Here is a 24,496-nt window from a genome sequence, read left to right as displayed (position 1 = left end):
GCGTTCCGGGTGTCTAACATCAGAGCAAGGCATACGTTTGCCTGACTGCTGACCAGAGGAAACTGACGCAGCATGAGGGGGAAGTGGGAAGCCATGCAGCACTGGACCCGGCCCGGTTTACGGGCCGTCTCGGCCCGCGAATCACGGGCCGTCCCGACCCGTGGCAAACGGGCCGTCTCGACTCACGGGAAACGCGCCGCCCCGACCCGCGGCAAACGGCTCGCCGTCACCGCGGCCCTGTGCGCCGCCGCCGTGGCGGCCACCGCCTGCGGCAGCAGCACGGGCACCGAGACCCGCGCGGACGGAACGCTCTCGTTCACGGTGGCGGTCGTCGAACCGGACATCACGACCGTGCCGCTCCTCGCAGCCGTCGACGCCGTCCGCCGACAGGGGCACGACGTCGACGTCGTGGAGCTCGCCGCACCCGAGCTGGCGATCGAAGGCCTCGCCAAGGGCGACTACGCGATCTCGGCCGAGGCCACGGGCCCGGCGCTGAGCGCCATCGAACAGCACGCACCCATCAAGATCATTGCTGATGTCGTCGGCAATCAGTGGGCCCTCTACGGCAAGCCGGGCATCGCCTCCTGCGACGACCTCGACAGGCGTCCGTTCGGCATCTTCAGCGCGGGCGCGGTCGCGACAGCCATGGCCAAGGACTGGGTGCGTACGCAGTGCGGCGACGGCAAGCGCCCGCGCTATCTGACGCTCGGCGGTTCCGAGGTCCGCGCGCAGGCCCTCGCCTCGGGGGAGATAGACGCGACACCGCTGGAGGTGTCCGACGCCGTCGCCCTGGAGTCGGCGGACGCACCGGCCGCCGCCGGGCTCACCAAGCTCGCCGACTTCGCCCGGAGCCTGCCGGACGTGCACCCGCAGACGGTCTACGCCAACGCGGACTTCCTCACCGGTCACCGGGACGTCGCGCAGTTGTTCGTGACGGCGCTGGTGCGCGAGCACGCCAGGATCAATGAACGGCCGCAGCACCTGGCACGCCTCGCGCGCACCTACCTGCCGGGGGAGGACGAGTCCGACCTGGCCCGGGTCGCCGAGCGGTACCGCGAGGCGGGCCTCTTCGACGCGGCGGCGCTCACGCGGAACAACGTCCAGGGCACCATCGACTTCTTCGCACGGGCCGGTGTGATCGGGCGGCGCGTGGCCGCGGAGGACGCGGTCGACCTCAGCTTCATCAGGGCGGCCTCATGACCCGCTCGACCACGCAGCGGAGCGCAGCCATGTTCCGGAACGCGTCCACGCGCCCGAACACGACCACACCCCGGAGCGCGACCACACCCCGGCGCGCGCCCACACACCGGAAGGAACGCCGAAGCGGTCACGGCACGCAAGCCGGCCCGCGACCCGCCCGTCCCGCCGGACCGCTGCGCCGCTTCCTCGACATGAACCTGCCCTACCAGCTCCTGACGTTCGCGGTCTTCGCCACGGGCTGGGAGCTGTACGCCCGCGCGCGGGGCGGCCTGCTGCTGCCCGGATTCACCGAAACGGTCCGGGCCACGGCCGGGCTTCTCGGAGAGGCGGAGCTGTGGCGCGCCCTCTACGTCAGCAACCAGGCGCTGGTGCTCGGCTTCGCCCTCGCGGTGGTCGTCGGCGTTCCGCTCGGCATCGCGCTCGGCCGCTTCCCGCTGCTTGAGCGGTACGCGGACGTCCACCTGAACATCCTCCTCGTCACACCGATGGCCGCCCTCATCCCGCTGCTCGTGATGTCGGTGGGCGTCGGAACGGCCTCCCGCGTCGTGCTCGTCGCGCTCTTCGCGGTCGTGATGGTGATCGTGAACAGCCGTGCGGGCGTACGGCAGGTGGACCCCGCGCTGATCGAGATGGCCCGCTCGTTCGGCGCCGGTGAGCGGACCGTCTGGGCGCGGATCCTGCTGCCCGCCGCCCTGCCCGCCGTGATGACCGGCGTTCGCCTCGGTCTCGGGCGCGCGGTCACCGGGATGGTCCTCGTCGAACTGCTCATGGTCTCCGACGGCCTCGGCGGCCTGATCCTCACCTACCGCGGTCTGCTCAAGGCCCCGCAGCTCTACGGCACCATCGCCGTCATCCTGGCCGAGGCCCTGCTCCTGGGAGCCGTCGCGCACTGGGCCGAGCGCAGGCTGACCCGCTGGACCCGCCCGAACACATCCCGCACCCGCCCGGCGAGGAGCCAACGATGATCACCATCCAGGGTCTTTCCAAGTCCTTCACCACCCGGAGCGGCGAGAGAGTCGACGCGCTGCGGGACGTCTCCCTCGACGTGCGCGAGAACGAGTTCCTGACCGTCCTCGGCCCCAGCGGCTGCGGCAAGACGACCTTGCTGAGAGCCATCGCCGGACTCGTGCCCTGGGACGACGGGGACATCGCCGTCGACGGCGCACCGGTGCGCGGCCCCGGGCCCGACCGGAGCATGGTCTTCCAGAACTTCGCGCTGCTGCCCTGGGCGACGGTCCTGGACAACGTCGCGTTCGGCCTGCGTATGCGCGGCGTCGGACGGGCCGAACGCGTCGAACGGGCCCGCTCGTTCATCGCCACGGTCGGTCTTGAGGGCTGTGAGGCCAAGCTGCCCGGCGAGTTGTCCGGAGGCATGCAGCAGCGCGTCGGCATCGCCCGCGCCCTGGCCGTCCGCCCGCGGGTGCTGCTCATGGACGAGCCGTTCGGCGCCGTGGACGAGCAGACGCGCCGGCTGCTCCAGGAAGAACTCCTCGCGCTCTGGGAGGAACACCGGATGACCGTCGTGTTCATCACGCACAGCATGGAGGAGGCCGTGCTCCTCGGCGACCGCGTCGCCCTGATGAGCGCCCGCCCCGGACGGATCGCCGAGATCGTGCCGGTGCGCCTGCCCCGGCCCCGCTCGCGCGACGCCGGCGGTGTCGCGCGCTCCGGCGAGTACGCGGAGATCACGGCGTACTTGTGGGAGCGGCTGCGCGACATGCACGCGGAGCACCGGCCGGACCGCGCCCACCGTCCGGACAAGGTGGCCTCATGACCGCGCCGACCTCGGTGGAACGCCGGTCGGCCGGCTCCTCGCGGCGCCCGACGGCCGCCCGCCTGCGAAGCCTGCCCGCCGCACCCGTCAGCCTCGCGGCCGGCGCCGTCGTCTGGGAAGCGGTGGGGCGTACCGCCGACGCGTCGGCGGTGCCGCCGCTGAGCACGGTGCTCGACCGGCTCGTCGCGGCGACCCGACAGGGAACGATCGTGAGCAGCCTGGCGGACAGCCTCGTCAATCTGGCCCTGGGATTCGTCATCTCCCTCGCCGCCGGGCTCCTCGTGGGCACGGCCATGGGCCGCTGGCGCCGGGTCGACGCGGCGCTCGGCGTGTACGTGCACGCGTTGCTGGCCGCCCCGTCGCTGGTCTTCGCCCCGGTGTTCTTCTCGCTGCTCGGTGCGGGGCGCGCCTCGATCGTGGCGGTGGTGGTGACGTACGCCGTGTTCGTCGTCGTCGTCAACACGGCAGCGGGCGTTCGGTCGGTGCCCCCGCACCTGGTCGAGATGGCTCGCTCGTACGGCGCGAGCGAGTGGCGGGTGCTCGTACGCGTGGCGCTTCCCGCCGCGGCTCCCCTGATCATGGCCGGGGTCCGGCTCGGTGTCGGCCGCGCCGTCACCGGCATGGTCAACGGAGAGATGTTCATCTCCGTGGTGGGCCTCGGCCGCCTCGTCACCGAAGCCGGTGGCCGCTTCGACAGCGCGGGCGTTCTCGCCGTACTGCTGGTCGTGATCGCCGTCGCCCTGGCAGCCATCGCGCTGGTCCAGGCCGTCGACCGAAGGGTCACCCGCTGGGTCCCCCGTACATGGAAGGAAGAGGGATGAGGACGAAAACCGACTCGGAGGCAGGGGCGATGGACGCGGTCGACTTGGAGGCAGGGGCGATGGACGCGGTCGACTTGGAGGCAGGGACGATGGACGCGGTGGACTCGGGAGCAGGCGCGATGGACACGGTCGACTCGAAGAGGGACATGCGGAGACTCGATGCCTACAGCCACATCCTGCCCGCCCCCTACTTCGCGCGGATGCGGGAGCTCGCCGTCGACTCCGGCGCCCTGAAGCGCTGGCTGGAACTGGACGCGTTGCACGACGTCGACGCGCGGCTGCGGATGATGGACGCGTTCGGCGACGGCTACCAGCAGGTGCTCACCCTCTCCTCACCGCCGATCGAACTGCTCGCGGGACCGCGGGACTCCCCGGCTCTGGCACGGCTCGCCAACGAGTCGATGCACGCGCTGTGCGAGCGTCACCCCGACCGGTTCCCGGCGTTCGTCGCCTCCCTGCCGATGAACAACCCGGACGCCGCCCTCGCCGAGATCGCCTTCGCGCTCGACGAACTCGGCGCCCGCGGCGTGCAGGTCTTCACCAACGTCAACGGAAGGCCGCTGGACGATCCGGCCTTCCACGGCGTCTTCGCCGAGATGGCCCGGCGTGACCTGCCCGTCTGGCTGCATCCGGCGCGCGGCGCGGGCTTCGCCGACTACGCCGCCGAGGACACCTCCCGGTACGAGATCTGGTGGGCCCTCGGCTGGCCGTACGAAACGAGCGTCGCCATGGCCCGGCTCGTCTTCTCCGGCCTGCTCGAACGGCACCCCGACATCAAGATCATCACCCACCACCTGGGCGCGATGATCCCGTACCTGGAGGGGCGGATCAGGCTCGGCTGGAGCGAGCAGCTCGGCAGCCGCACCGCGGGCGAGGACCTCACGCGGCTGCGGAGCACGACGCCGCCGCGCCCACCCCTTGAGTACTTCCGCCGCTTCTACGCGGACACGGCCCTGTCGGCGTCCGCGAGTGGCATCCGGTGCGGCCTGGACTTCTTCGGTACCGAACACGTCCTGTTCGGTACGGACTGCCCCTTCGACCCGGAGGGCGGCCCCGGATTCATCCGCGAGACGATCCGCGTCCTGGACACGCTCGACCTCACGGCCACCGCACGCGAGCAGATCTACCACGGAAACCTGCTGCGCCTGATGCGGCTGCCGGGCTGAGCGATGCCCGCGCATCGGTGGTGCGAAGCAACTACGTGGATGTCGCTGCGTACGGCACGACATGGGCGCGGGTGCGGAAGTCCGTCCTACCCCGTACGGAACTCGCCTCCGGACCGGCCGAGCGGCCCTACGACCTCCGCCGCGCCGGGATCTCGTTCTGGCTGTACTCCGGTGTGGAGCTGGCCGAATGTGCTCGCCGCGCGACCGCGTCAGTCAGGGCGGGACGCCGGATGGTGAGGCGGGACTTGGACCGGACATAGACCGGAAGAGCTTGTCGGGAACGCGATAGCGGTGGAAGTAAGTGGGAGTGACAACGTAGATCGGGCTAGGCTCTTAGTCGGGCGAGTGGAAGACGCCTGACGGGCCAAAGTCCTTGCCAGACAGGCCCTAAAGCGTGTTGCACAACGACCGAACGATCTTTCGCGACCGTTTAGCGGTGCCAACCCTTGGTGGCCGGATCCGAACGTGATCGCCGTTGTGCAACACGCTTTAACCGCGCGCGGCCCGCTCTCGATCGCCGAACTCGCCAAGGGCGTCGAAACCACCAGCGCCGCCGCGACCCAGTTGGTCAACGGCCTCGTCAATGTCGGCTACGTCGACCGGGAACCCGACGTTGGCAACCGCCGTGCCGTCCGCGTGAGCCTCACCGCCAAGGGGCGCGACCGGCACCGGGAGCGCATCCTCGCCGACGCACTGGCCGAGCCCCTCACCCACCTGAGCACGGGGGATCTCGCCATCGCCGCAGATGTCCTCGACCGACTGAGCGGAATCTACGACGAGTTGTAGGCGGCCGGGTCGTACCGGCGAACGGCGCGGAGCCCGGGGGCAATGGGGGGGGAGGGGGCGCCGCGGCGCAGGGGCCCACGCGGCCAGGGCGTCCGCACGTCATTCGACAGGAAGTCGGGGATCTGGCAGGACACGGGGCGCGGGTGTACGAGACGGGCGCCTGTGTGACGCCTCGACCTGTTGGCGGAACGGTGCATGCTCATGGTCGCAGGCCACGGCAACGCCGCCTCGGCTTCACTGCCTTTGCAACTCGCTCGGGCTCAGGAGACCGGCCGCGTTGGCCCCGGGGACCTGGTTCCCCTGATCGGCTTCGCCAGCGGCTTCAGCGCCACGTCACGATCATCCGCCTCCGTCCCAGACCTCAAGGCGGGAGCCGGAGCGCCTCGGACAGGAGGAGACGTCGATGACCAGGAGCGTGCTGGTGACCGGTGCCGGAAACGGCATCGGTTAGGCCACAGCATTTCGGCTGACCCGAACCGGACATGGCGTGTGCGCCACAGCCCGCACACAAGACGAAACGGACAGGCTGTCGAAGCGAGCAGAAGCGGAAGGTCTCGCACTGCGGGCGATCGCGCTGGACGTATCGGGCCCACACGCCTGCGAGATGACGTCTGCACGCATCGCCGGCCTCACTGCCGACTGCTCCGACGCAGTCGTCAACGCGGAGGCGTCAGCGGTCGCACGCGCGGTGGAGGACGCAGTAACAAGCAGTTCGGTTCCTGCCCCTGGGTTTGCCCTGCCAGGGTGATCGCAAGGCGGCCTGGAGCGGGACCTCGTCCGGCGACGTCACAGCGGTCAGCGGGTGAGGACGTGGCCGTCATGAGGGCGGTGGTCGCGGGAGCGGCGCAGATCGCAGGTGACGTATGTGCGCTGCAACCAGCGGTCGGCTCCGTCGTAGCGGGGGTGGAAGGCGGTGCGGCCGTGGACGGTGACGCGGTTGTCGATGATGACCAGGTCACCGGGTGCCAGGCGCAGGGTGAGGGAGGCCGCCTCACAGGCGCGGCCGAATGCGCTGAGTGCTTCAGCGGCCAGGGCGTTGAGCGGGGTGGTGACGAGTTGGGCCATGCGTATGTCGGGGTCCTCCACGGCTCCGGAAAGCACCGGCCGGGGCTCGACATCCGGCTTGCTCGCGCCGGTGTCAGGGCCGAAGGAGGGTGGGGGAGTGGTGACGAACTGTGGTGTGAACAGGGCTTCGCGGCTGGCGGGGGAGAGGAGCGGCAACACCTGGCGAATACCTGCGACACGCATGCCGGCGATGTGGTCATGGTCGGCGCGCAGGCACAGGAAGACCACGTAGTCAGGCGGGTGGGGGTGGAATCCGTTCTCGGAATGGAAGGACAGCGGCACAGACCCGGCGTTGCCGTGAAAGGTCTCCTGCCCGGGCACGGGCACAACGTCCTGAACGAGGGCACCGGCCTTCTCCGCCAGGTAGGCGAGAGGCTCCCCGAGACCACAAGCCACCATGGTGAGCACAGCGGCCGAAACGGTGGCCCGGCGCTGGACCGAGTCGGGCACGGCCGGCGTCGGGGGCAGGGCTGTCCGGTCGACGGGCAGGCCGCCGATCACCAAGGTTCCGTTCGGACCGGAATGCCTTCGAAACCGGCGAACCTGACGGCGCAGCGGCAGCGGAAGCTCCTCCCAGGCGTCCCTGGCCCGTGCCACCCACTCAGGACTGTCGACCTCGTCGTGTCCCTCGGTGCACAGGGCACGGGCCAGCCGCTCGCACGCGGCGGCATCGGCCGGATCAAGTTCCCGGCCGACCACGCCGGTGCCATGGGTGCTGTCGGGCGTCGTATCGGCCATAGAAGTCTCCCGATGGGAATGTGGGCGGCAGGCACGCGAGCTCACGAGTGGCGCAGGCCGGCCACGGCGTCGGCGACGTAGTGGTCCCCGTACCGGATCAAGGGGGCGTACTGGGCTGCGCGGCGATGGCGCATGAGCCGTAGTTCGGCGACGGCGTTATCGGGGCTGTCGGGCCTTTGAGCGATGGAACGATCGAGATGCACCATCGAGTATGCGAGGGTGACGTGCCGTTCACCGTCGATGATGTCGGCTTCCAGCAGAGCGCCTCGGGCCTCGGCCAGCTCCGGGGCCCGGGCCGCCAAGTGCTCGTAGGAGTCCGGAGCGACAGCCAGCAGGTCCTTCATCGCCGCCCGGAACAGCTTGTAGCCACGGTGCTGGCGCCCGCTCAGGGGGATGTCCACCGACGGGGGCGCCATGGTCTGGCGTATCGCCGTCCGGTAGTAATCAGCCGGGATCGTACTGGCGTGGGTCATGGCTGCGGGGAATCCGCGCACGTACACCGTCGCGTCCGCAAGCCGTCGCAGCGCGGTCTCGCGGTTGCCGCGCCGCAGGTGGCCGGTGGCGTCGGCGACGGCTGCTGCGGCGCAGACGTTGAACAGGACATGGACCTGGTGGCCGATGAGCCAGCGAGCGCTCCACACGTCTTCCAACGACGCCCCCGTCCCAGTTGCGGGGACGGGGGTGGGCGGTTCGAAGTCGAGGTCGGTGTCCGGTGTCGCGCCGGTGAGGTCGACTACGGCCTGTCGCATGCCGGCTGTCTCCAGTGCCAGGTCGCCGCCCGCCAGGGGCGCGTCGCACAGGTCTTCCAGAGCGCGGTGGATGACCAGGACGCCGTGCAGGGCGGCCTGTTGATCCGACAGCTCTTCCTCACGGACCCGGAAGTAGGATTGACTGATCGACTGAGCCGGTATGCCCTCACCGAGCACGGCCTCATCCAGCTCTGCCAGTGAGGCCGCCAAACTGCTCGCCGTCGCGGCGGCTTGCCGCAGAGCGAGGGACCGTTCAACCGGTCTGGCGTGGGTCGCTACGTCGGCCAACACGCGCACGGTTCGTTGCGCCTCGGCAACGACGCGTGGGCCCAACGCGGGGGCGGGGCACCCGCCTCGGGGCTCACGGAAGACAGCGACAGCGGGAAGAACGGCAACCGGTGATAAGCCCATAGTCGAACAACTTCGCCATGCGCACTCCATCCGAAACCCAGATGACGCCATCGCTCTGGTGCGGGCGCGCGATTTGGCCAGCCAAAGCGTGTTGCACAACGATCGAACGATCTTTCGCGACCGTTTAGCGGTGCCTACCAGACCAGCGACAACGGGTACAGAATCGGGCCGGTGTCCTCGTGGTTGGTGGCCGGATCCGAACGTGATCGCCGTTGTGCAACACGCTTTAGGCTCCTTCGGGAGGGCCGGGCCCAGATCCCGCGTTCCCGGCGCAGGGCCCCTGCCCGCGCCCGGAGCAACCATGCTGGGCAGTGTGGCCAAAGACGCGTCAACCACAACGGTCTTCCGAGAACGCCGACGATGCCCCAGGAAGCAGCCGTCACTCCTGGTGGCCTGGGTCAGGACACCAGATCAGCGAGGGGCTCGGTGTCGTCGATGAAGGCACGGGCCACGTCGATCAGACGACGGTTGTGGGCACGGGCGTAGCTGCGCAGGGCGGTGAACGCCTGTTCCATGTCGATGCCCTGGCGTTCGGCGAGTTTTCCCTTGGCCTGTTCGATCAGTACACGGCTGTTCAGCGCGGTCTGCAACTGCTCATTGAGGACCGTCGTGCGTTGGGTGGTGCGCTGTTGCAGGAGGCTGATGGTGGCGACGTCGGCCAGGGCCTGGGCGATGGGCGTGCCCATCGGATCGAAGGGGCCGGGGGCGGCACGGAAGAGGTTCAGCGCGCCGACGACCTCGTCCCGCAACCGCATGGGCAGGGCCTGGACCGCGCTGAAGCCGTGAAGCTGGGCCCGGGCGGCGAAGCGGGGCCAGCGGGCGGTCTCCGTACACAGGTCCGGGACGGCCACGGGCGTCCCGGTGCGGTAGCAGTCCAGGCAGGGGCCCTCGTCGTTCTGGAGCTGGAAGAGCTCCAGCAGGCGCACCTGTTCGTCGGAGGCGGCCATCACCCGCAGTTCGCCGTCGCGGTCGGCGAGCAGCACGCCGGCGGCGCTCGCGCCGAGCATCCCTACGCAGCGGTCGGTCAGCAGGCGCAGGAAGTCGATCAGGTCGAAGTCGGCGACCAAGGTGTCCGCCAACTCGACGAAGGTCTTGGCCAGGAGTCGCTCATCCATCATTTACACCTCTGTGAAGAAGGGCTGGCCCTGCCCGAACGGGGAGGGAAGCGCGGCGCATCGTGCGTTCACTGGATCGAGCGAGGGCGTCATGTGTCCTCGTCGCTCCGGGTCGGCTCCGCGTCGGGGGAGAAGCGGAGCCGACCGGCCACCACGTCGGCGGACACGACGGTGAGCCGACGCCCGTGGGCATAGGCATGGGCGCGCAGCCGCACGAAGGCTTCCTCGATACCGACACCGAGCTGGACGGTGAGCATGCCGGTGGCCTGGGAGATCTCCGCCCGGTACCCGCCCAGGTCCTCGCTCTGTCCCTTCCCTGATGCGCCCGTTTCATCGATCCGGGTGTCGAGCAGGACCAGCGTCGCGAGATCGGCGAAAGCCAGTGCGTCGGCCAGCTCCTCGGTGTCCAACCGGACCGGGACCGGGGCGTACAGATCCAGGACCCCGGGGCTGATCGCTCCTATCTGCAGCGGGAGTGCGAAGACCGCGAGCGCCCCGGATTCCAGGGCCGCGTCGGCGAACACGGGCCAGCAGTCCTGCAGTTCACCGGTCCGCAGGTCAGGCGTCAGGACGGCCGCACCGTGCGTGAAGGCATCCACACACGGTCCCTCGCCCAGCGTGAGCTGCAGTTCCTCCAACTGCTCACTGACGTCATCGGTGCTGCACAGGGGATGACTCGCCCCGGTCCGGAACATCACCGACACCCCGGCCCCACCGACCGGCAGTGAGGCCACCGCCGCGGTACACACGTCCATCACCCCGACCCGGGCACCACGCCGGGCCGCCTGCTCGGCGACCAGCAGGCGGATCCGGGACGACCGGCTGGTGGGCATCACCCGGGCCACCGCGTCCAGGAGTGATGGGCCAGTCCCTCCAGCCTCGCCATGGTCCGCTCTCCGAGGGGGAGGACCAGCACACGGAACACCATGGCTCCGGTCGGCCTCCAGCTCTCTCCGATGTCCCGCCACCCCCAGGCCCGGAAGGCAGCCAGGGCCGGATGATCGGCCTGACCCACCAAGGTGACGCCCAGGGACGCCTGGTGGTCGCCCAACAGCCGCTCCTGCAGACGGCGGGCCAGAGCCGGGTCCTGAGGGTGCGGGCGGACCAGGATGTCGGTGATCGCGAAGACCCGGTCGGACTCAGTGCGTTGCTCAATGCTGCGCGGCAGCTCACCGTCGAACCCCGACCACCAGAAGCCGTCGCTGCGCACCGGGAATCCGAAGACACATCCCACCAAGCCATCCGCTTCCGCGATCACCATGGCGAACCCCGGCCGACGGATGTCACCGGCCAGACGGTTCAGGAAGTCCTGCCGACTGCGACTGCGGCAGTCCTCGCTCGGCTTCGTTTCGCAGGACTCCACGTACAGATCCGCCAGATCCCCAAGCAGGTCCTCCACCAGCCAGCGGTTCACCCGGCGCAGCCGCACCCCGCCGATGTCGGGCGACTCGTCGCCTGCGGGCTTCCGTGGCCGCTGCCGCCGGGAACAGACAGTCACAGCACACCGCCCGAGACAGCAGGAGCGAGCTGACGCACTGCCTCGATACCTGCCACGGGACGTGGAATTAGGGCAGCAGAGAGGGGACCCTGGAGGGGTGCTGGTCCTGGAACAGCGGGCAGCCCCATGAGCACGAAACCGCAACCGCTCAGGTCGATCATCCACGCCAGCATGGGAGGCGGGTAGTGCAGCCGTAGCGTTCCCCCAGCCGCGGTGGAGTGCAGGAACGCTTCGATGAAGGTGTTGAGGCCGCTGCAGTCGCAGAAGGTGACAGGGGTGAGATCGACGTCGATGACGCGCATGCCGTCCCGGAGGCACCGCTCAAACGTCGCGCGCATCAGCGGCACCGTCTCCAGATCGATCTCACCGGCCAGGGTGAGCAGCGTCCTGGTCCTTCTGTCGTGCCGGTAGATATTCAACCGCGGTAAGGGCATGACGCCTCAGTTCCAGAGATCCGCCGAGCTGAGCCACGCAGAGGAATCGGACTCCCGGTTCCTCTCGGGACGGGCCCGGCAGAGGCATACATTCGGCGGAGGCAGGCGAACAGGCGGTCCAACGATCCGTCCACCATGACGAGGGAACCGGCCAGTTCCCTCCAAGGGATGCACCGGGCGACCGGACGACGTGGTCCGCTCCCCGCAGCCATGTTGAGCAACAACAGGTCCGCCGGGGTCCAGGACGTCCGTACTTCAGGATAGTCCCCATCCCGCCCAAGCAGGAGTTCGTAAGCCGCCCATTCTCAGAGGCTGGACATCGGCCAGGTTCTGCGGTAGCTGGTGTGCATATCCGTCGTGCCACCAGGTACTTGGAGGCTGGTACGAAATGCGGCGACCGATGGTTGCCTGCGTAGGGAAGTCCGTGAAGTCATAGCCACCCTTACGGGCTTGGTGCTGGGGACGGTCGATGCCGGTGGCGGTGTTGCCGCGCTGCTCGTTCCTGTTCGAGGCCCTCGCGAGCGGTGGAGTGTGGATGTCTTGGATGGCCGGAGTCCGGTTGAGAAACGCGGCGACCGGACGGCCGTTGGGGGTGCGGGCCGCAGGCCGGCGCGGCCGTGACGACGCTGTCGAGCGGTACGGGGCATACGACCTGGACCGCTGCGCCGAATGGGGATGGCATCGCTCTGCAACTGGTGGGCCACGATCTTTGGATCGAGGCGGAGGATCCGTTGACGGACCCTCCGCAGTTCCTCGTCGCGCCCGTCGGCCAAGCAGGGACCTCCTGCGGTACCTGCTGGACCGTGCGGCCGAAGGACGAAGGGCCGTGACACGCGCAGCCCGCGCTGGGCCTGCCACTGGCCCGTCCTGGATCAGATGCGCAGCAGCCGCTCGGTGATCTCTTGGTACTGGCGCAGTGCGAGGCGTAGTTCCTCGGTCTGTGTTTCGGTGTCCCGGTCCTGCCAGCTTGCGCGCAGGGTGTGGCGTCGTTCGGAGAGGACGTCGGTCAGGTGGGTGGCGGCTTCCTCGAAGACGCTGTCGGCCTCTTGGACCGCCTGGTGCGGGTCCTCGACGAAAGTGCTCAGGGCCTGCTGGAGGCGCATGGTCATCTTGTCCCGGTCGCCCTGCGTGATCAGCATCTTCGTCGGGGTCTGACCAGAATTGGCGGGGCTGATGCCGGACTGGTGCGGCGCGCGGGCCGGTTCGGCCGGAGCTGCCTGTGGGGCGCGCTGCTTCGCGGATTCCGGGCTCGTGGTTGCAGGCTGCTGGGCGCGTTCTTGGTCGTACCTCATGAGGTGCCACTTCCCTTGGCGTGCCGCCTCCCGGGTGTCCGCGACGGGTGGCCGTGGTCTTCGGGGGACTGCGTATGGTGCCGGTCGTTGTGGGTGGGTGGTGCGGTGACCAGTGCTTCGAAGAGGCCGCGGGCCTCGACCATGGCCTCCCGCATCTTCTCGGTACCGCTCCGACCACGAGCCGCGGTGTGCATGCTGCGATAGCCCTGCACGTAGTGGGCGTGGTGGACGGAGAGTGCGGCGATCCGCTCCTCGAACTGCTCCCCGGCGGGGTAGCCCCGGTCGCTGGCCAGCCGCGCCAACAGCATGTCGGCCTCGGCGACAGCCTTCTGCGGCGACTCGACGAACTGTTCCTGAACGTGTTCCCATTGAACCACGTAGTACTCGTGCTCCTCGGGCGACAGCGGCTGCTCCTGGAGCGAACCATGCCGCTTCACACGCTCGCTGAGTTCCCGTTCGGCTGCTTTGACGTCACCGTCGTGGTCAGTGATCGCGCGCTGGTACTCGGGTCCGAAGCGGCTCTGCAGTCCGCGTTTGCCGCCGCCCGGAGTCCGCGTCCGTTTGATGAAAAGGAGGGCGGCCGCCGCGATGACGACCACAGCGATGATCACGCTGATGAACATGGCCGGGCCTCCAGAGCGCGCGGAGGTTCTTGACATCCGCGGGGTCCGGGCGAAGCGGGAAGGTGAAATGCCCCACCTCAAGGGTCTGGAGTGGCACAGTCCTACACCGTGCCGCCAGTCAACGCCTGCCCATGACTCCTGTCAACGGCCGTTGAGCGGCAGGGGGTCAGGCGTGGGTTGCGGGCCCACTGGGGTTGTCGGAGCCGTGCGGGAAGCGTCGGTCGGGTCGGCCGGCGTCGGCAGGATGCGATCCTCCCACCAGGACAAGCTCATCACGGTGGCGAGCAGGATGAAGGGGACGAGAGCGACCAGCGCGTACATGAATACCGCCTGCTTGGGGGCATGTGCGGTGAGGCGAGCAGTGGTTGGATGCCCGCGTGGAGCGCACCGAGCCGTTGCCGTGGTCGCTGCGGGGGAGGCAGGGCGAAGGCGGCAACGTGCGTGACGCGGCGATGCCGCCTGCGGTGCGCGAGTGGCGCCTGTGAGGGGCGCGGCAACCAGTCGATGCTGCCGGGGGCCGGGGCGGCACCGCGCACGCTGATCGCCGCCTCATTTCCTGGCAAGCTGTCAAGTGGCCACGTGCGTACGGCGATGTGCGGCGGCGTCGAAACGTATCCACGACCTCTTGACAGGGCTAAGCTGCGATGTGAGGCCCCAGTCCCCGGCAGCGATGATCTGTTCCGCTCCGGGAGGCTTGCCGTAATCGTCTTGTTCGTCATCCTTGTCATGGCTCTGCTCGGCCTAGGATTTCTGAATCCCATGTGGTGGGTGGCCGCGGCCGTACTGATGTTCGGAGCTGTTCACTACGGCAAGGGGAGCCGGGATCAGGGCGGCAATTCCGAGTACAGCGGCTATCGGGACTACCGGGACCGCCAAAACCGCTGGGACCGCCGCTACCGACGCCAGCGCCAGGGGCGCTGGAACCGGCAGGACCGCCGGGACCAACAACATCACCGGTGACAGTTACCGGCATCCGGTATCCGGCACCCGAGCGTCTCGGGGGGAGACAGGTTTCATGGGCCAGACAGTCAGGATCCAGGAAGACGTGAGAATGCCCGCAGAAGAGGTGGCCTGGAGTGACGACGCGCCCTTGGAGCTGGCCCTCGTCGAACTGCGCGCCGCCAACGATCAGTTACAGCGGGCGCTGGCCAGCCGGGCGGTGATCGACCAGGCGATTGGCATGGTGATGATCCTGGCGCCGTGTTCGAGCGCGACGGCCAGAAGTCTGCTGGTAGACGTATCGCAGCACAGCAACGTCAAACTCCGCGAGGTGGCCACGGCGTTGGTTGCCACCGCCGACGGCGAAAAGCTCCCCGAGCCACTGCGCAAGGAGTTGCGCCGCGCACGGGGGCTACTTCACGCCGAGAACCGGCGGTGACATCCCCCACCAGCCACCAAGGCAACCGCCCAGAGAGGGCAAGCCCATGACCCAGTCAGCAGATGTCCGCGAGTGGCGCGACCAGAATGTCCTGGACATCGAAGGCCACAAGATCGGCATCCTTGAAGCGGTATACGTCGACACCACCACCGACGAGCCGGCCATGGCCACGGTGCGCACCGGGCTGCCGACCCGCCACCGGCTGCTCTTCGTCCCCCTGGACGAGGCGATCGTCGGACCGGGCTACCTCAAGATCCGCTACGCCAAGTCGCTGGTGCGCAAAGCCCCTTCGATCGGTACGGACGACGTGCTCCCGGCCGAGCAGGAGGCGGCGGTCTTCCAGCACTACGGCCTGACCTACGAGCCGGGCACCCGCGGCGAGCGGCAACTCGCCCGCCGCTGATCAGCGGAGCTGCTTGTGTGTGGTGCGGTCGCGGCGGCGGCGCGCGTGGAGCCGCCCGCGGCCCCCGTCGCGATGGTCGTGGCGATCGGCAGGGGAGACCGCCGGGGGCCGCTCATGAGTCGGCGTGTCCCCGCCCTTTGGTACGACAGGGGTGCGACTGCCGGGCAGCGTGCCGCTGTAGGTGCGCAAGGCGATCCTTTCGGAGTGCTGTGCGTTGAGGCGGTGGACCACATACGCGTCAGTGACGATCAGGAGCAGAAAGGCGGCTGCGGTGAGTGCAATGTCGGCAGTGGTCACCGTCCAGCGCCCGTGGGGCCGACATGGGTGGAGGTCGCACCGCCCTCGCACTCCCAGGCTTCCTGTGCGTTCCGCGGGAGGTCGCCGTTCATGGCGTCGTGGTGGTGTGCGATCTCGGCGGCGACGAGATCGGTGGCGGTCAGCGGGGGCCCGTCCGGGGAGATGGCGGCGGCCATGAGCCGGGCGGCGCTTGCCGCATCCGTTTCGGGCGGGATCACCAGAAGGTCCCAGCGGCCGGTTCCGTAAGACAGCAACAGCACCTTGTGAGGGTCCAGTTCGGAGGTGAACCAACCGATCTTGAGTACGTGGTCGCGGAGGGTCACCTTACGCGGGACGACGGGCCAAAGCATCGGGTTGACGGCGATGCGGGTGATGCGACCCCACAGCGGATCGAGTACGTCCGCCAGAGCGGGGAGTTCGGCGGTCAGGTCGCGCGAACGGGGCCACCAGGCGCCGTCGAGCAGCCCGCGGCCCGTCGGGGACCGCAGTGCCACCCGGGCGGCGAGAGGTGAAGGGGGGCGGGTGGTGCGTGTGAGGGTGGTGGTCGCAGTCATGACGCGAACCCGTCTTCGGAGCGACACGGTCGTCGTCCCCGATGCCGTTGCTCACCGAGGACGAGACCCGCTGGATGCCGGAGTACGAAGTGCCCCTGGTACAACCACAGTACTCCTCTGCCGGACGCCGGCGGCCGATCCGGCGCCGCCCGTCCTGTCCGGCTCGTCATCCGGGGCGGGCGCCGGTCGCCACCGGAGCGGTCCTGGTGAGGCGGAGAGCGGGGTCGGCCGCCGCGGTCATCAGGAGGGCGGAGGTGTCGGCATCGCTGTGCGCTGGGATGCCGAGCCGGACAGGACGGGGTGGCGGGAACGGTGCTGGGGCCCGGCATCCGTACGCAGGGGGGCTTCTCTGCTGCGTCAGTGCCCGTGTACGTCTATGCCGCAGCGGCTTATCACTCGCAGGTGTGAACGACTGGACGCATGGACGTTTCTGCACGCTTGGCGCTTCCTAGGGTGATGGAGTTGCCCCAGCCCCTGGTGACGGTCGGATGATCGTGAACTCCCTCGACGCAGAGGGATCTCCCCCTGGGAACTGCCATGGACATACAAGACGCGCACACGACGCCGGGGCAACACCAGGCGCCCGGATGATCGTCGATCTACGGCCGGTGGAATTCCTCGACTGCGCGACCCTCGGCCTGTTGTGCCGGGCCCGGCGCCGCGCCCTGGAACACGACTGCAGGCTGCTTCTGGTCTGCGGCAGGCCCTGGCACCTGCGGATCCTCAAAGCTGCTGGCCTCAGCAACATCTTCGAACGCCACGCCACGATCCAGGACGCCCTCAGCGGCGAACTCTGAACCTGTGCTCCTGGCAAGGGTGGCCACCCGCTGTCGCCCGGACACTCGCGTGAGATTCTCTGTCACGGCGACCCAGTCCCGGCCATAGCCGTCCGGCGCAGCCGCGACCTGCCCGCTCTCACCGCGGATGAAACTAAGGATCAGACGTCAACACTCGTACCGCCCCCTCAGCCAGCCTTCTGAGGTTCTGCCGAATCACTTATCTAACCGGGTGGCCTTCGCCCAGCCTCACGATCGACTCGACGAGTGCCTGCTCATACAGGGAAATCGTCCGCTCCAGGTATGCGGTGTCTTCGGTACCAAGGGGAATGTGCTTGAGGAGCGCCTCCACGTGGGGCAGCACCGCACGCCGGAGCACCCAGGTCGCCGGGTCCCGCCAGTCTCCGTGCGACATCTTCCGCAGTTGCTCGGCTGCCTGTTTGCTTGCGCTCTCGATGTCATCCACACGACGGTGCGGGTCGCAGGGTGTTGGGCCGGTGGGGTCGGCCGGATTCACCACTGTCGGGGTAAGGGGGGTGGTGACCTTGTGCAGCGAGGTCCGGCTCAGCCCTGCACCGGCGCTCGCGTCCGCGACCCAGAAACGGACCTTGCCTTTGCTCCCAGATCAAGCTTCAATTCGACGTGCGTTTCGAGCACGATCGTGCCGAGTTCGAATTGGATGGCCCCTCACCCGCGCCGGTGGCGGAAGCCGAGCTGATTTCTTCGCGGAGATCCTGGATCACCTTCGACAGCTCGATCATGAAGCCCCGTTGCTGGTACGCGCCTGTTAGAAAAGTAGCTGCCACGCCTAAAGGCCGCTACGGGTTCAGCTCCCCCCGAACCCCCCTGCCTCCACAGCCGATACGAAGAACGATCAGAGCAACATGACACGGTCCCAAATGAAGCGCGCAGGCAGGGGTACGTGGTCGCAAAAGCCGGCGTGCGGGCGGACCGCGTACGACCGGAGAGCGCGCACACCGGGCTGGCCGCGCCACCGGCGCCGCCCGTGCCGCCCGTGTGGCCGCCCGTGACGACGGCGGCGCCGCCGTTGCCGCCCTTGCCGCCGTTGATGCCGGCCCCGGCGTTACCGACGCCGCCCACGCCGCCCTTGCCGCCGGTACCGCCGAGCTTGGCCTCGCCGCCGGAGCCGCCGATGCCACCGTTGCCGTTAGCACCGCCCGCTCCGCCCGTGCCGCCCAGGCCGCCGACACTCGCGGCACCGCTGGCATTGCCTCCGACCCCTCCGTTGCCTCCGTTGCCGTTGGCACCCGATCGTGGCGATCAGGAAGGTCCTGGCAGTGGTTGTGCGCATGGTGCGCATGGTGTGACTTCCTTCGATTGTTCAGGCGGAGAGATACTCCGCCTGACAGTTTCCAACCTAGGGGAGACGGAGCGTCCCATGCGCCCAAATGCTGATCGAATGTCTTTAAATAGACTGAATCAGTAAACTTTGGCTGCAAATCGCAATTTCTGGTTATGTCGACAACGCTCGTTATCGACTCATGCTTGCGGCAGCGGGGAGTGGCTCAGATTTTGATCCTGTTCTCAGTGTGAAATGCAGGTGTTTATCGCCCGAAGGCCCGACTGTATCTGCTGCTACTCGGGGTAAAAATACCGGGCTTGGCGGCGGGCGCGAGGCCCGGATCCGGCCTTGGGCGAGGCTGCTGAGGGTGGATCCGTGGCTGGTGGGGGACAGGTAGTACCGGCTGGATCCCGGTCGACGGAAAGGCGGCGCTCGCCGCTCAGGGCTTCAGCGCCACCGCCCCGAACTGCGGAAGTACGGCGGCGGATGCTGTCTCGGCGCGCCACCGCGAGCACGAGACGAGGCCGGGAGGGAGGAGGTCCAGGCCTTCGAAGAACGCGTTGACCTCGGCGCGGCCGCGGGCGGTGATCGGTGGGGTGGCGTTCTCGTTCCAGAACTTCATGGCTTCGACGTTGCCCTCGCCACCGAGGTCGGTGTCGGTGGTCGGGTGGGTCAGGGCGAGGTAGCTGCCGGAGGGGACCGAGGCCATGATCCGGCGAACGATGTCCTGTGCCTCGCCCGTGTCGAGTACGAAGTTGAGGATGCCCAGCATCATGACCGCGACGGGCCGGTCGTAGTCGAGGGTCGCTGAGGCGCCGTCGATGATGCTGTCCGGGTGGTGGACGTCGGCGTCGATGTAGTCGGTGGCTCCCTGGGAGGTGCCGATCAACAGACTGCGGGCGTGGACGAGCACGATGGGATCGTTGTCGACGTAGACGATCCGGGACTCGGGCGCGGCCTGCTGGGCGATCTCGTGGGTGTTGTCCAGCGTCGGCAGTCCGGTACCGATGTCCAGGAACTGCCGTACTCCGCAGTCGGTGGTCAGGAACCGGACCGCGCGGCCGAGGAAGTCGCGGTCGGCGCGGGCCACGTCCCGGATCACGGGGAACATCGACGCGACCTGGTCGCCGACCTGCTGGTCGACCTCGTAGTTGTCCTTGCCGCCGATCCAGTAGTTCCACACCCGCGCGTTGTGCGCGACTCCGGTATTGAGCTTGCTCGGTATGCCTGACGGCTGCGGAACCCCGCTCACATCTTGCCCTTCCTGGCACGCCGGTGAGATCTCCGGGGAGACGGACACCACGGCGTTTTCTGTCGGCTGACCTTCCTGCCATTGTCGCGCCCTTGCAGCGCCGCGTCAGGGGAATCAGGTTTCAGCGGGGCCAGAGTCACCAGTCCCACGCCCGAGGTCACACCCGATGTCAGGGCCAGTTCGGGAACGGAACAGGTGACGCGAGCAGACCGCGACCGTCTCACCCCGTCACGGGCAGGCACTCGGCGAGCAGGTCGACGATGTCGCGCCAGGCTCGCTGCGCGTGCCGCGGGTGGTAGCCGATGCCCGGGAGCACGGGCTGATCGACCGGCGGGTGGTGGAATGCGACCCCGGCCGGGTCGCCGCCATCGGCTACGGCACCGGCGGCGCCATCGCGCTGGAGTTCGGACGCGACGGCGTCCGGTCCGCGGTTCGGCGCGCAGCACATCGAGAGCCGCGTGACCGATGCTCCGCATCCGCTTCGGGTCGGCCAGCAGCGGTGTCACGCGCGCCAGCATCTCCTGCGGGTCGGTGAACCAGCGCCCGCCGTGGAGGTCGAAGGCAAGCGCCACGTAACCCAGTTCGGCGAGGGCATCGGCCCGGCGGCGCTGGACATCGTTCAGGCCCGGCCCTTCCGGGTCGAGCAGGACCCGGGCCGCTGGTCGACACCGGTAGGGAGCGCGAGGTGCCCGATCATTGTCAGTCCGTCGGCCGGGTACTCGACCGTGTGCGTGGTGACTGTTGCCATGAGAATGGGCTGTAGTGATCACCGAGCCCGGTCGGGCCGGTGTTGACTGTCGGCAGAAGAGCGTGAGTGGCGAGCCCGTGGGCGGCGGCTGCGGAAGGTGGCCGCCAGCGAAGAGCGGAAGCGCGGCCGCGTACGATCTGTGCGCACCCTCCGCGGTGAGACGCCGGGTCCCCAGGGCCCCGGCTGCGCGGACCGCCCCGGGGGGCCCGGCCACCCCGGGAGCCCGACTGCCGCGAGGGCCCCGACTGCTCAGCCTGCCCGACCCGGGAGCCGAGTCCTCGCAGCGCGACGACCGGCTCCTCAGACGGCTGCCGTCGTCACCGCGTCGGCGTCTTCGGGCCGTGCCGTGACGACCGTCGTGCTCGTACGGTGCAGCCGTGGCAGGCCAGGCACCGCGGCCACGAAGACCAGGGTGGTGAGGACGAACGGCCAGGTGAAGGTGTGCCCGCCGGCCGGTGACGCGAGTGCCTCCACCGCTGGTCCAAGGACCGTGGCCACCGCCGCCCCGACGACCGCGTACCCCAGGCTCCACCGGTCCGCCACGAGCAGCACTCCGCAGAGCGCCATCGCCACGAGCACGGCGTTGTACCCCGTAGCCCCCGCGGTGATGCGGTCCGCCGGGGCGCCGAGGCCCCAAGCAGTACCGATGCCCACGGCACTGCCCACGCAGGCCATCGCCCCGGCCCTGCGGCTGGCGGCGAAGATGCCGACCAGGAGGATCAGCCCCACGTACCACTGCGGCATCAGGAAGACCTGGCCGATGTTGGCGCAGAACGCGCGCCCGACGTCGGCGAGTTGCAGATGGGCCGAGCCCGTGGCGGCGCCGCTGAGTGCCGCCGGGCTCGGGCCACCGTGCCAGGCCCGCGGGAATCCCGGCGCCGCCATCGCCATCGCACTGGCCACGAGGCAGAACGGCAGGGTGAGCGTGGGCAACCCCCAGCCGCGCAGCAGCCCGGCGGTGGCCGCGGTGACGACCGTGACCACCACGCAGCCACCGGCGGCGAGGACCATGGTGGACGCGTGCGAGGGCCCGAGCAGCACCGCGAACCCCACCGCGACCAGGCAGGCGTTGAAACCCTCGGCGCCCGCGGTCACACGCTTGCCGTCCACCCCGAGGAACTGCGCCGTGCCCGTACCGACGGCGGTGCCGAGCAACCCGTACACCGCATAGGGCCAGTCCGCCGCGACGAGCGCGATCGCGAAGATCGCCCCGGTGAGGGCGTTCGGCAGAAACATGACCTGTGCCTGGCCGCGCAGCACATGCACCGCGAACAGCCCCCCTCGCCCCCCTCGCCCAGCGCGCGGCTTGCGCACGAGACCTCCCTCTCCCACCGACGAAACACGCCCGTAACCGGCAAGTGCACTGTAAGGGGTGACATATGGGAGTCAGCAAGCGATTCGTGCACCGCCGCCACGCAGCGGGCTCCCCGGTGTGGCCGGGCCGGTCAAGGGAGGATCTCGATGTACCCCTCAGTACCGTGCACGCGGATCCGCTGTCCGTCCCGGATCAGCCGGGTGGCCTGCTCCACGCCCACGACGGCCGGCAAGCCGTACTCCCGGGCGATCACCGCGCCATGCGTCATCAGGCCGCCCACCTCCGTCACCAGGCCCGCGATGCCGACGAAGAGCGGCGACCAACTGGGGTCGGTGAAGGCCGTGACCAGGATGTCGCCCGCTTCGAGATCGGCATCGGCCATGTCGAGGACGACACGGGCCCTCCCTTCGACCGTCCCGGCGGAGACCGCGAGGCCGACCAGGGCGCCGGCCGGTACGTCGTCGCGCCGGTACGCCCCGGTGACGGCCTCGCCGTCCGATGTGAGCACCCGGGGCGGGGTGAGCGCGTGGTACGAGCGGAACGCGTCCTTGCGCCGCTCGATGAGTCGGGCATCCACGTGGTTCGAGCGTACGACGTCGTGGAGTTCCTGGAACGTGAGGTAGAAGATGTCCTCCCGCTCAGGGAGCACGTCGGCCTGCACCAGGCGTTCGGCCTCCCGCAGCAGGGCCTGCTTGTAGAGGAAGTAGCGGCTGACGATGTCGTACTTGGGGTACTCCCGGTACCCGATGAAGGTTCTGACCCGGTCGATCATCCGCTTGGCCTCGTCGGCCTTCTGCTCCCCGTCCGGCAGGGCCCGCAGGCGTACCAGCACGTCCTGTTCCTTCTGCCGCGCCTTCTGCCGCCCTTCCTCGAAGCGCCGCCCGGCGGCCCCCGGCTCGAAGTTCCTGACGTTGTCGAGAAGCACGGGCACCAGCGTCGTGGGGCGCTCGCGCCAACGCGGCCTCGTGATGTCGATCTCGCCGACGCAGCGCATGCCGTACCGGTCGAGGTAGGCCTCGATGGCGTCGCGCGCCCCGGTCCCGCCCGTCAGCTTCGGCAGCTCGTCCAGGAAGCCCTCGTCCTCGACGCCCTGGAGGAACGCCACCACCTGCGGGTGCGGGCGGATGACGTCCGCGACGTCGAGCAGCGCGAGGCCCATCTCCGACGTGACGTTGTCGGGAGCGGACAGTGTGAGCGTGTCAGCCGCGTTCTTCTCGCCCAGCCACTCCCGCAGTCTGTCGTTGAGCCACTCCGTGGCATCCATCCCCGACATGAGCGCCTTGAAGCTCCGCGGATCACTGAGGACTCGCTTGTGCTCCGCGAATGCCTCAATGAGGAAGTCGAACAGCTCCGGTCCGGTCTTCGTCCGTATGTCGCGCTCCAGAGCGGCGATGGACTCCTGGCTGCGCTCGATCAGCTCGGTGACGATGGCTGGATCGGTCTCGATCGGGACGGACGCACCATGGGCCGGGAGTCCGTCAGGACCCGCGTCCGGGAGCGACGGCACGAAATCGTCGCGGTCGAGGACGGTCTCCAGCGCGTCCCTGATCAGCGGATCGCTCTTTCCCAGGGCATCCAGGAGAGCGGCGCGGCTCGCGGGCGAGGCCAGCCGCTGGGTGACGTCGACGAACAGCCGCCCGCCTGCCTCGTGCATCGGCACCATGGCCGTCAGTGCCCACATGGAGAACCCGAGGGGCTTCATGGGGTCGGTCATCATCTGCCCGTGGCCTACGGAGACGTAGACGTGATTGTCCTGGTCGTTGGTCTCGGGGATGGGGAACAGTGTCGTGATCGGCCGGCTCTGCACGATCTGGAAACCGTCGTCGGCCAGGCACCATTCGATGTCCTGCGGGCGGCCGAAGTGTGCCTCGATCCGCCGCCCGAGCCGTACGAGCTCCACGACCTGCGCATCCGTCAGCGCGGGCTGCTCCTGCCGCTGCGGGTCGATCGCCACTTCCTGCGTACCGCCGGTGCGATGGGCGTGAACGGCACGTTCCTTGGCGGCGATCTCCTTGGCGACGACTTCGCCGTCCCGCACCTTGAAGACGTCCGGGTTCACCAGGCCGGAGACCAGGGCCTCGCCGAGGCCGAAGCCGGCGTCCACCGTGGCGACCTTCCGGTTGCCGGTGACGGGGTCGGCCGTGAACAGGATTCCGGACGCGTACGGGAAGGCCATCCGCTGCACGACCACGGCCATGTGGACCGTACGGTGATCGATGCCGTTCCGCCGGCGGTAGATCACGGCCCGCTCGGTGAACAGGGAGGCCCAGCACCGGCTGATGTGCTGGAGGACGGCTGTCGGCCCCGCCACGTTCAGGTACGTGTCCTGCTGGCCGGCGAAGGACGCCGTCGGCAGGTCCTCGGCCGTCGCGCTGGACCGGACGGCGTAGGCGGCCTGCGCGCCCAGCTCAGCGAGCTTGCGGGTGATCGCCGCGGCGAGATCGCCCGGTATGGCGATTCCTTCGACGTCCTGGCGGATCCGCGCGCTGAGCGTGCGGATCGTCTCCCGGTCGTCCGGGTCCAGACGCGACAGCTCATCGAGCCGATCGGCTATCGACGGTGCGCCCGCCATGACCCGCCGGAAGGCGTCCGTCGTCACGCAGAAGCCGGCCGGTACGCGGATGCCTTCGATCCGCGTCAGCGCGCCCAGGTGCGCGCCCTTGCCACCGACGACCGCGACCTGCGACTCGTCGATCTCCTCAAGACCCCACACCTCTGGTCCGACGTCACCGCGTCCCTCATACGTCGCCAACACACGCACGTCGTGCCCTCATTTCCGCAGGTTGTGGCCTTGGCGG

Annotated in this window: 25 protein-coding genes and 2 pseudogenes; 11 read left to right on the top strand and 16 right to left on the bottom strand. The window is 69.0% G+C overall.

Annotated features, from left to right (window positions below):
* Positions 1-72 precede the first annotated feature (72 nt).
* The 7 genes and pseudogenes from IG78_RS0133550 to IG78_RS52285 all read left to right on the top strand — a co-directional run.
* Positions 73-1,200 carry an ABC transporter substrate-binding protein gene (locus tag IG78_RS0133550; protein WP_225882324.1) on the top strand — a complete coding sequence of 376 codons (1,128 nt, stop codon included), beginning with the start codon at positions 73-75 and terminating at the stop codon, positions 1,198-1,200.
* Positions 1,201-1,391: 191 nt separating this feature from the next.
* Positions 1,392-2,165: an ABC transporter permease gene (locus IG78_RS0133545; protein ID WP_051853162.1), complete on the top strand. Its 774-nt coding sequence runs from the start codon at positions 1,392-1,394 to the stop codon at positions 2,163-2,165.
* The gene (locus tag IG78_RS0133540; protein ID WP_030570731.1) at positions 2,162-2,974 is read left to right on the top strand and encodes an ABC transporter ATP-binding protein; all 813 of its coding nucleotides are present in this window, start codon (positions 2,162-2,164) and stop codon (positions 2,972-2,974) included. The genes IG78_RS0133545 and IG78_RS0133540 overlap by 4 nt, the downstream gene beginning before the upstream one ends.
* Positions 2,971-3,795 carry an ABC transporter permease gene (locus IG78_RS0133535; RefSeq protein WP_078965779.1) on the top strand — a complete coding sequence of 275 codons (825 nt, stop codon included), beginning with the start codon at positions 2,971-2,973 and terminating at the stop codon, positions 3,793-3,795. Before IG78_RS0133540 ends, IG78_RS0133535 begins: the two co-directional genes overlap by 4 nt.
* The gene (locus IG78_RS0133530) at positions 3,792-4,961 is read left to right on the top strand and encodes an amidohydrolase family protein (protein WP_225882323.1); all 1,170 of its coding nucleotides are present in this window, start codon (positions 3,792-3,794) and stop codon (positions 4,959-4,961) included. The genes IG78_RS0133535 and IG78_RS0133530 overlap by 4 nt, the downstream gene beginning before the upstream one ends.
* Positions 4,962-5,438: 477 nt before the next feature.
* Positions 5,439-5,747, top strand: a complete 309-nt coding sequence (locus IG78_RS0133525) for a MarR family winged helix-turn-helix transcriptional regulator (RefSeq protein ID WP_159398277.1) — start codon at positions 5,439-5,441, stop codon at positions 5,745-5,747.
* A gap of 180 nt (positions 5,748-5,927) precedes the next feature.
* Positions 5,928-6,071: pseudogene (locus IG78_RS52285) on the top strand (3-oxoacyl-[acyl-carrier-protein] synthase III C-terminal domain-containing protein); the annotation flags it as partial.
* Between the two features lie 471 nt (positions 6,072-6,542).
* Here the strand turns inward: IG78_RS52285 and IG78_RS0133520 are convergent.
* From IG78_RS0133520 to IG78_RS43070, 9 genes are all read right to left on the bottom strand, one after another.
* Entirely contained in the window at positions 6,543-7,550 is a 1,008-nt protein-coding gene (locus IG78_RS0133520) for a TauD/TfdA family dioxygenase (RefSeq protein WP_030570722.1), read from the bottom strand.
* 41 nt (positions 7,551-7,591) lie between these two features.
* Positions 7,592-8,710: a hypothetical protein gene (locus IG78_RS0133515; protein WP_488356436.1), complete on the bottom strand. Its 1,119-nt coding sequence runs from the start codon at positions 8,708-8,710 to the stop codon at positions 7,592-7,594.
* Positions 8,711-9,108: 398 nt separating this feature from the next.
* Positions 9,109-9,825 (bottom strand): GAF and ANTAR domain-containing protein, encoded by a 717-nt coding sequence (locus IG78_RS0133510; protein WP_030570716.1) that lies wholly within the window; start codon positions 9,823-9,825, stop codon positions 9,109-9,111.
* An 89-nt stretch (positions 9,826-9,914) separates the two neighbouring features.
* A complete protein-coding gene (locus IG78_RS0133505; RefSeq protein ID WP_037687069.1) occupies positions 9,915-10,658 on the bottom strand; it encodes a GAF and ANTAR domain-containing protein in 744 nt (247 codons plus the stop codon).
* On the bottom strand, positions 10,658-11,254 hold the full coding sequence (locus IG78_RS43075; RefSeq protein WP_225882321.1) for a hypothetical protein: 597 nt from the start codon (positions 11,252-11,254) through the stop codon (positions 10,658-10,660). Before IG78_RS43075 ends, IG78_RS0133505 begins: the two co-directional genes overlap by 1 nt.
* A gap of 65 nt (positions 11,255-11,319) precedes the next feature.
* The gene (locus IG78_RS0133495) at positions 11,320-11,742 is read right to left on the bottom strand and encodes an STAS domain-containing protein (RefSeq protein WP_225882320.1); all 423 of its coding nucleotides are present in this window, start codon (positions 11,740-11,742) and stop codon (positions 11,320-11,322) included.
* A gap of 887 nt (positions 11,743-12,629) precedes the next feature.
* Positions 12,630-13,049: a hypothetical protein gene (locus IG78_RS45010; RefSeq protein WP_030570704.1), complete on the bottom strand. Its 420-nt coding sequence runs from the start codon at positions 13,047-13,049 to the stop codon at positions 12,630-12,632.
* Positions 13,046-13,672, bottom strand: a complete 627-nt coding sequence (locus tag IG78_RS0133485; protein ID WP_063760836.1) for a hypothetical protein — start codon at positions 13,670-13,672, stop codon at positions 13,046-13,048. The genes IG78_RS45010 and IG78_RS0133485 overlap by 4 nt, the downstream gene beginning before the upstream one ends.
* A gap of 141 nt (positions 13,673-13,813) precedes the next feature.
* Positions 13,814-13,993, bottom strand: coding sequence for a hypothetical protein (locus IG78_RS43070; RefSeq protein ID WP_037687037.1), 180 nt, complete (start codon positions 13,991-13,993; stop codon positions 13,814-13,816).
* Between the two features lie 387 nt (positions 13,994-14,380).
* On the opposite strand from IG78_RS43070, the gene IG78_RS0133475 reads away from it, so the two are divergent.
* Genes IG78_RS0133475 through IG78_RS0133465 form a run of 3 tightly spaced genes read left to right on the top strand, consistent with a single transcriptional unit; the run spans position 14,381 to position 15,453 of the window.
* Positions 14,381-14,632: a hypothetical protein gene (locus tag IG78_RS0133475; RefSeq protein WP_225882319.1), complete on the top strand. Its 252-nt coding sequence runs from the start codon at positions 14,381-14,383 to the stop codon at positions 14,630-14,632.
* 55 nt (positions 14,633-14,687) lie between these two features.
* The gene (locus IG78_RS0133470) at positions 14,688-15,050 is read left to right on the top strand and encodes an ANTAR domain-containing protein (protein WP_225882318.1); all 363 of its coding nucleotides are present in this window, start codon (positions 14,688-14,690) and stop codon (positions 15,048-15,050) included.
* Positions 15,051-15,096: 46 nt separating this feature from the next.
* Positions 15,097-15,453, top strand: coding sequence for a PRC-barrel domain-containing protein (locus IG78_RS0133465; RefSeq protein WP_030570691.1), 357 nt, complete (start codon positions 15,097-15,099; stop codon positions 15,451-15,453).
* Here IG78_RS0133465 and IG78_RS0133460 read toward each other — a convergent pair whose 3' ends face one another.
* Together IG78_RS0133460 and IG78_RS0133455 are read right to left on the bottom strand one after the other, a co-directional pair.
* A complete protein-coding gene (locus tag IG78_RS0133460; protein WP_037687035.1) occupies positions 15,454-15,750 on the bottom strand; it encodes a hypothetical protein in 297 nt (98 codons plus the stop codon).
* Positions 15,747-16,304 carry a DUF5994 family protein gene (locus tag IG78_RS0133455; RefSeq protein ID WP_037687034.1) on the bottom strand — a complete coding sequence of 186 codons (558 nt, stop codon included), beginning with the start codon at positions 16,302-16,304 and terminating at the stop codon, positions 15,747-15,749. The genes IG78_RS0133460 and IG78_RS0133455 overlap by 4 nt, the downstream gene beginning before the upstream one ends.
* Positions 16,305-16,792: 488 nt before the next feature.
* Between IG78_RS0133455 and IG78_RS0133450 the strand changes: the two genes are divergently transcribed.
* Positions 16,793-17,101, top strand: coding sequence for an STAS domain-containing protein (locus tag IG78_RS0133450; RefSeq protein ID WP_078968725.1), 309 nt, complete (start codon positions 16,793-16,795; stop codon positions 17,099-17,101).
* A gap of 199 nt (positions 17,102-17,300) precedes the next feature.
* On the opposite strand, the gene IG78_RS0133445 is transcribed toward IG78_RS0133450, so the two are convergent.
* The 5 genes and pseudogenes from IG78_RS0133445 to rph all read right to left on the bottom strand — a co-directional run bounded on the left by IG78_RS0133445 (position 17,301) and on the right by rph (position 24,453).
* Entirely contained in the window at positions 17,301-17,597 is a 297-nt protein-coding gene (locus IG78_RS0133445) for a hypothetical protein (protein ID WP_157855965.1), read from the bottom strand.
* 1,225 nt (positions 17,598-18,822) lie between these two features.
* Positions 18,823-19,635, bottom strand: a complete 813-nt coding sequence (locus IG78_RS0133440) for an SAM-dependent methyltransferase (RefSeq protein WP_030570676.1) — start codon at positions 19,633-19,635, stop codon at positions 18,823-18,825.
* 220 nt (positions 19,636-19,855) lie between these two features.
* Positions 19,856-20,383: pseudogene (locus IG78_RS51815) on the bottom strand (dienelactone hydrolase family protein).
* 300 nt (positions 20,384-20,683) lie between these two features.
* Positions 20,684-21,697, bottom strand: coding sequence for an urea transporter (locus tag IG78_RS0133430; RefSeq protein ID WP_225882317.1), 1,014 nt, complete (start codon positions 21,695-21,697; stop codon positions 20,684-20,686).
* Between the two features lie 131 nt (positions 21,698-21,828).
* Positions 21,829-24,453 (bottom strand): rifamycin-inactivating phosphotransferase, encoded by a 2,625-nt coding sequence (gene rph, locus IG78_RS0133425; RefSeq protein ID WP_404827800.1) that lies wholly within the window; start codon positions 24,451-24,453, stop codon positions 21,829-21,831.
* Positions 24,454-24,496: the final 43 nt, after the last annotated feature.

Origin of the sequence: Streptomyces aureocirculatus (assembly GCF_000720475.1) — a bacterium.
Taxonomy (GTDB): Bacteria; Actinomycetota; Actinomycetes; order Streptomycetales; family Streptomycetaceae; genus Streptomyces; species Streptomyces aureocirculatus.
Note: the sequence above shows the minus strand (reverse complement) of the source record. Positions and strands in the feature narration are given on the sequence as shown.

Excerpts from the sequence above, each read along its gene's own strand:
- IG78_RS0133550 (WP_225882324.1), top strand. The coding sequence starts at position 73 with ATGAGGGGGAAGTGGGAAGCCATGCAGCACTGGACCCGGCCCGGTTTA.
- IG78_RS0133545 (WP_051853162.1), top strand. The coding sequence starts at position 1,392 with ATGAACCTGCCCTACCAGCTCCTGACGTTCGCGGTCTTCGCCACGGGC.
- IG78_RS0133540 (WP_030570731.1), top strand. The coding sequence starts at position 2,162 with ATGATCACCATCCAGGGTCTTTCCAAGTCCTTCACCACCCGGAGCGGC.
- IG78_RS0133535 (WP_078965779.1), top strand. The coding sequence starts at position 2,971 with ATGACCGCGCCGACCTCGGTGGAACGCCGGTCGGCCGGCTCCTCGCGG.
- IG78_RS0133530 (WP_225882323.1), top strand. The coding sequence starts at position 3,792 with ATGAGGACGAAAACCGACTCGGAGGCAGGGGCGATGGACGCGGTCGAC.
- IG78_RS0133520 (WP_030570722.1), bottom strand. The coding sequence starts at position 7,550 with ATGGCCGATACGACGCCCGACAGCACCCATGGCACCGGCGTGGTCGGC.
- IG78_RS0133515 (WP_488356436.1), bottom strand. The coding sequence starts at position 8,710 with ATGGGCTTATCACCGGTTGCCGTTCTTCCCGCTGTCGCTGTCTTCCGT.
- IG78_RS0133510 (WP_030570716.1), bottom strand. The coding sequence starts at position 9,825 with ATGGATGAGCGACTCCTGGCCAAGACCTTCGTCGAGTTGGCGGACACC.
- IG78_RS0133505 (WP_037687069.1), bottom strand. The coding sequence starts at position 10,658 with ATGCCCACCAGCCGGTCGTCCCGGATCCGCCTGCTGGTCGCCGAGCAG.
- IG78_RS45010 (WP_030570704.1), bottom strand. The coding sequence starts at position 13,049 with ATGAGGTACGACCAAGAACGCGCCCAGCAGCCTGCAACCACGAGCCCG.
- IG78_RS0133485 (WP_063760836.1), bottom strand. The coding sequence starts at position 13,672 with ATGTTCATCAGCGTGATCATCGCTGTGGTCGTCATCGCGGCGGCCGCC.
- IG78_RS43070 (WP_037687037.1), bottom strand. The coding sequence starts at position 13,993 with ATGTACGCGCTGGTCGCTCTCGTCCCCTTCATCCTGCTCGCCACCGTG.
- IG78_RS0133470 (WP_225882318.1), top strand. The coding sequence starts at position 14,688 with ATGGGCCAGACAGTCAGGATCCAGGAAGACGTGAGAATGCCCGCAGAA.
- IG78_RS0133465 (WP_030570691.1), top strand. The coding sequence starts at position 15,097 with ATGACCCAGTCAGCAGATGTCCGCGAGTGGCGCGACCAGAATGTCCTG.
- IG78_RS0133455 (WP_037687034.1), bottom strand. The coding sequence starts at position 16,304 with ATGACTGCGACCACCACCCTCACACGCACCACCCGCCCCCCTTCACCT.
- IG78_RS0133450 (WP_078968725.1), top strand. The coding sequence starts at position 16,793 with ATGATCGTGAACTCCCTCGACGCAGAGGGATCTCCCCCTGGGAACTGC.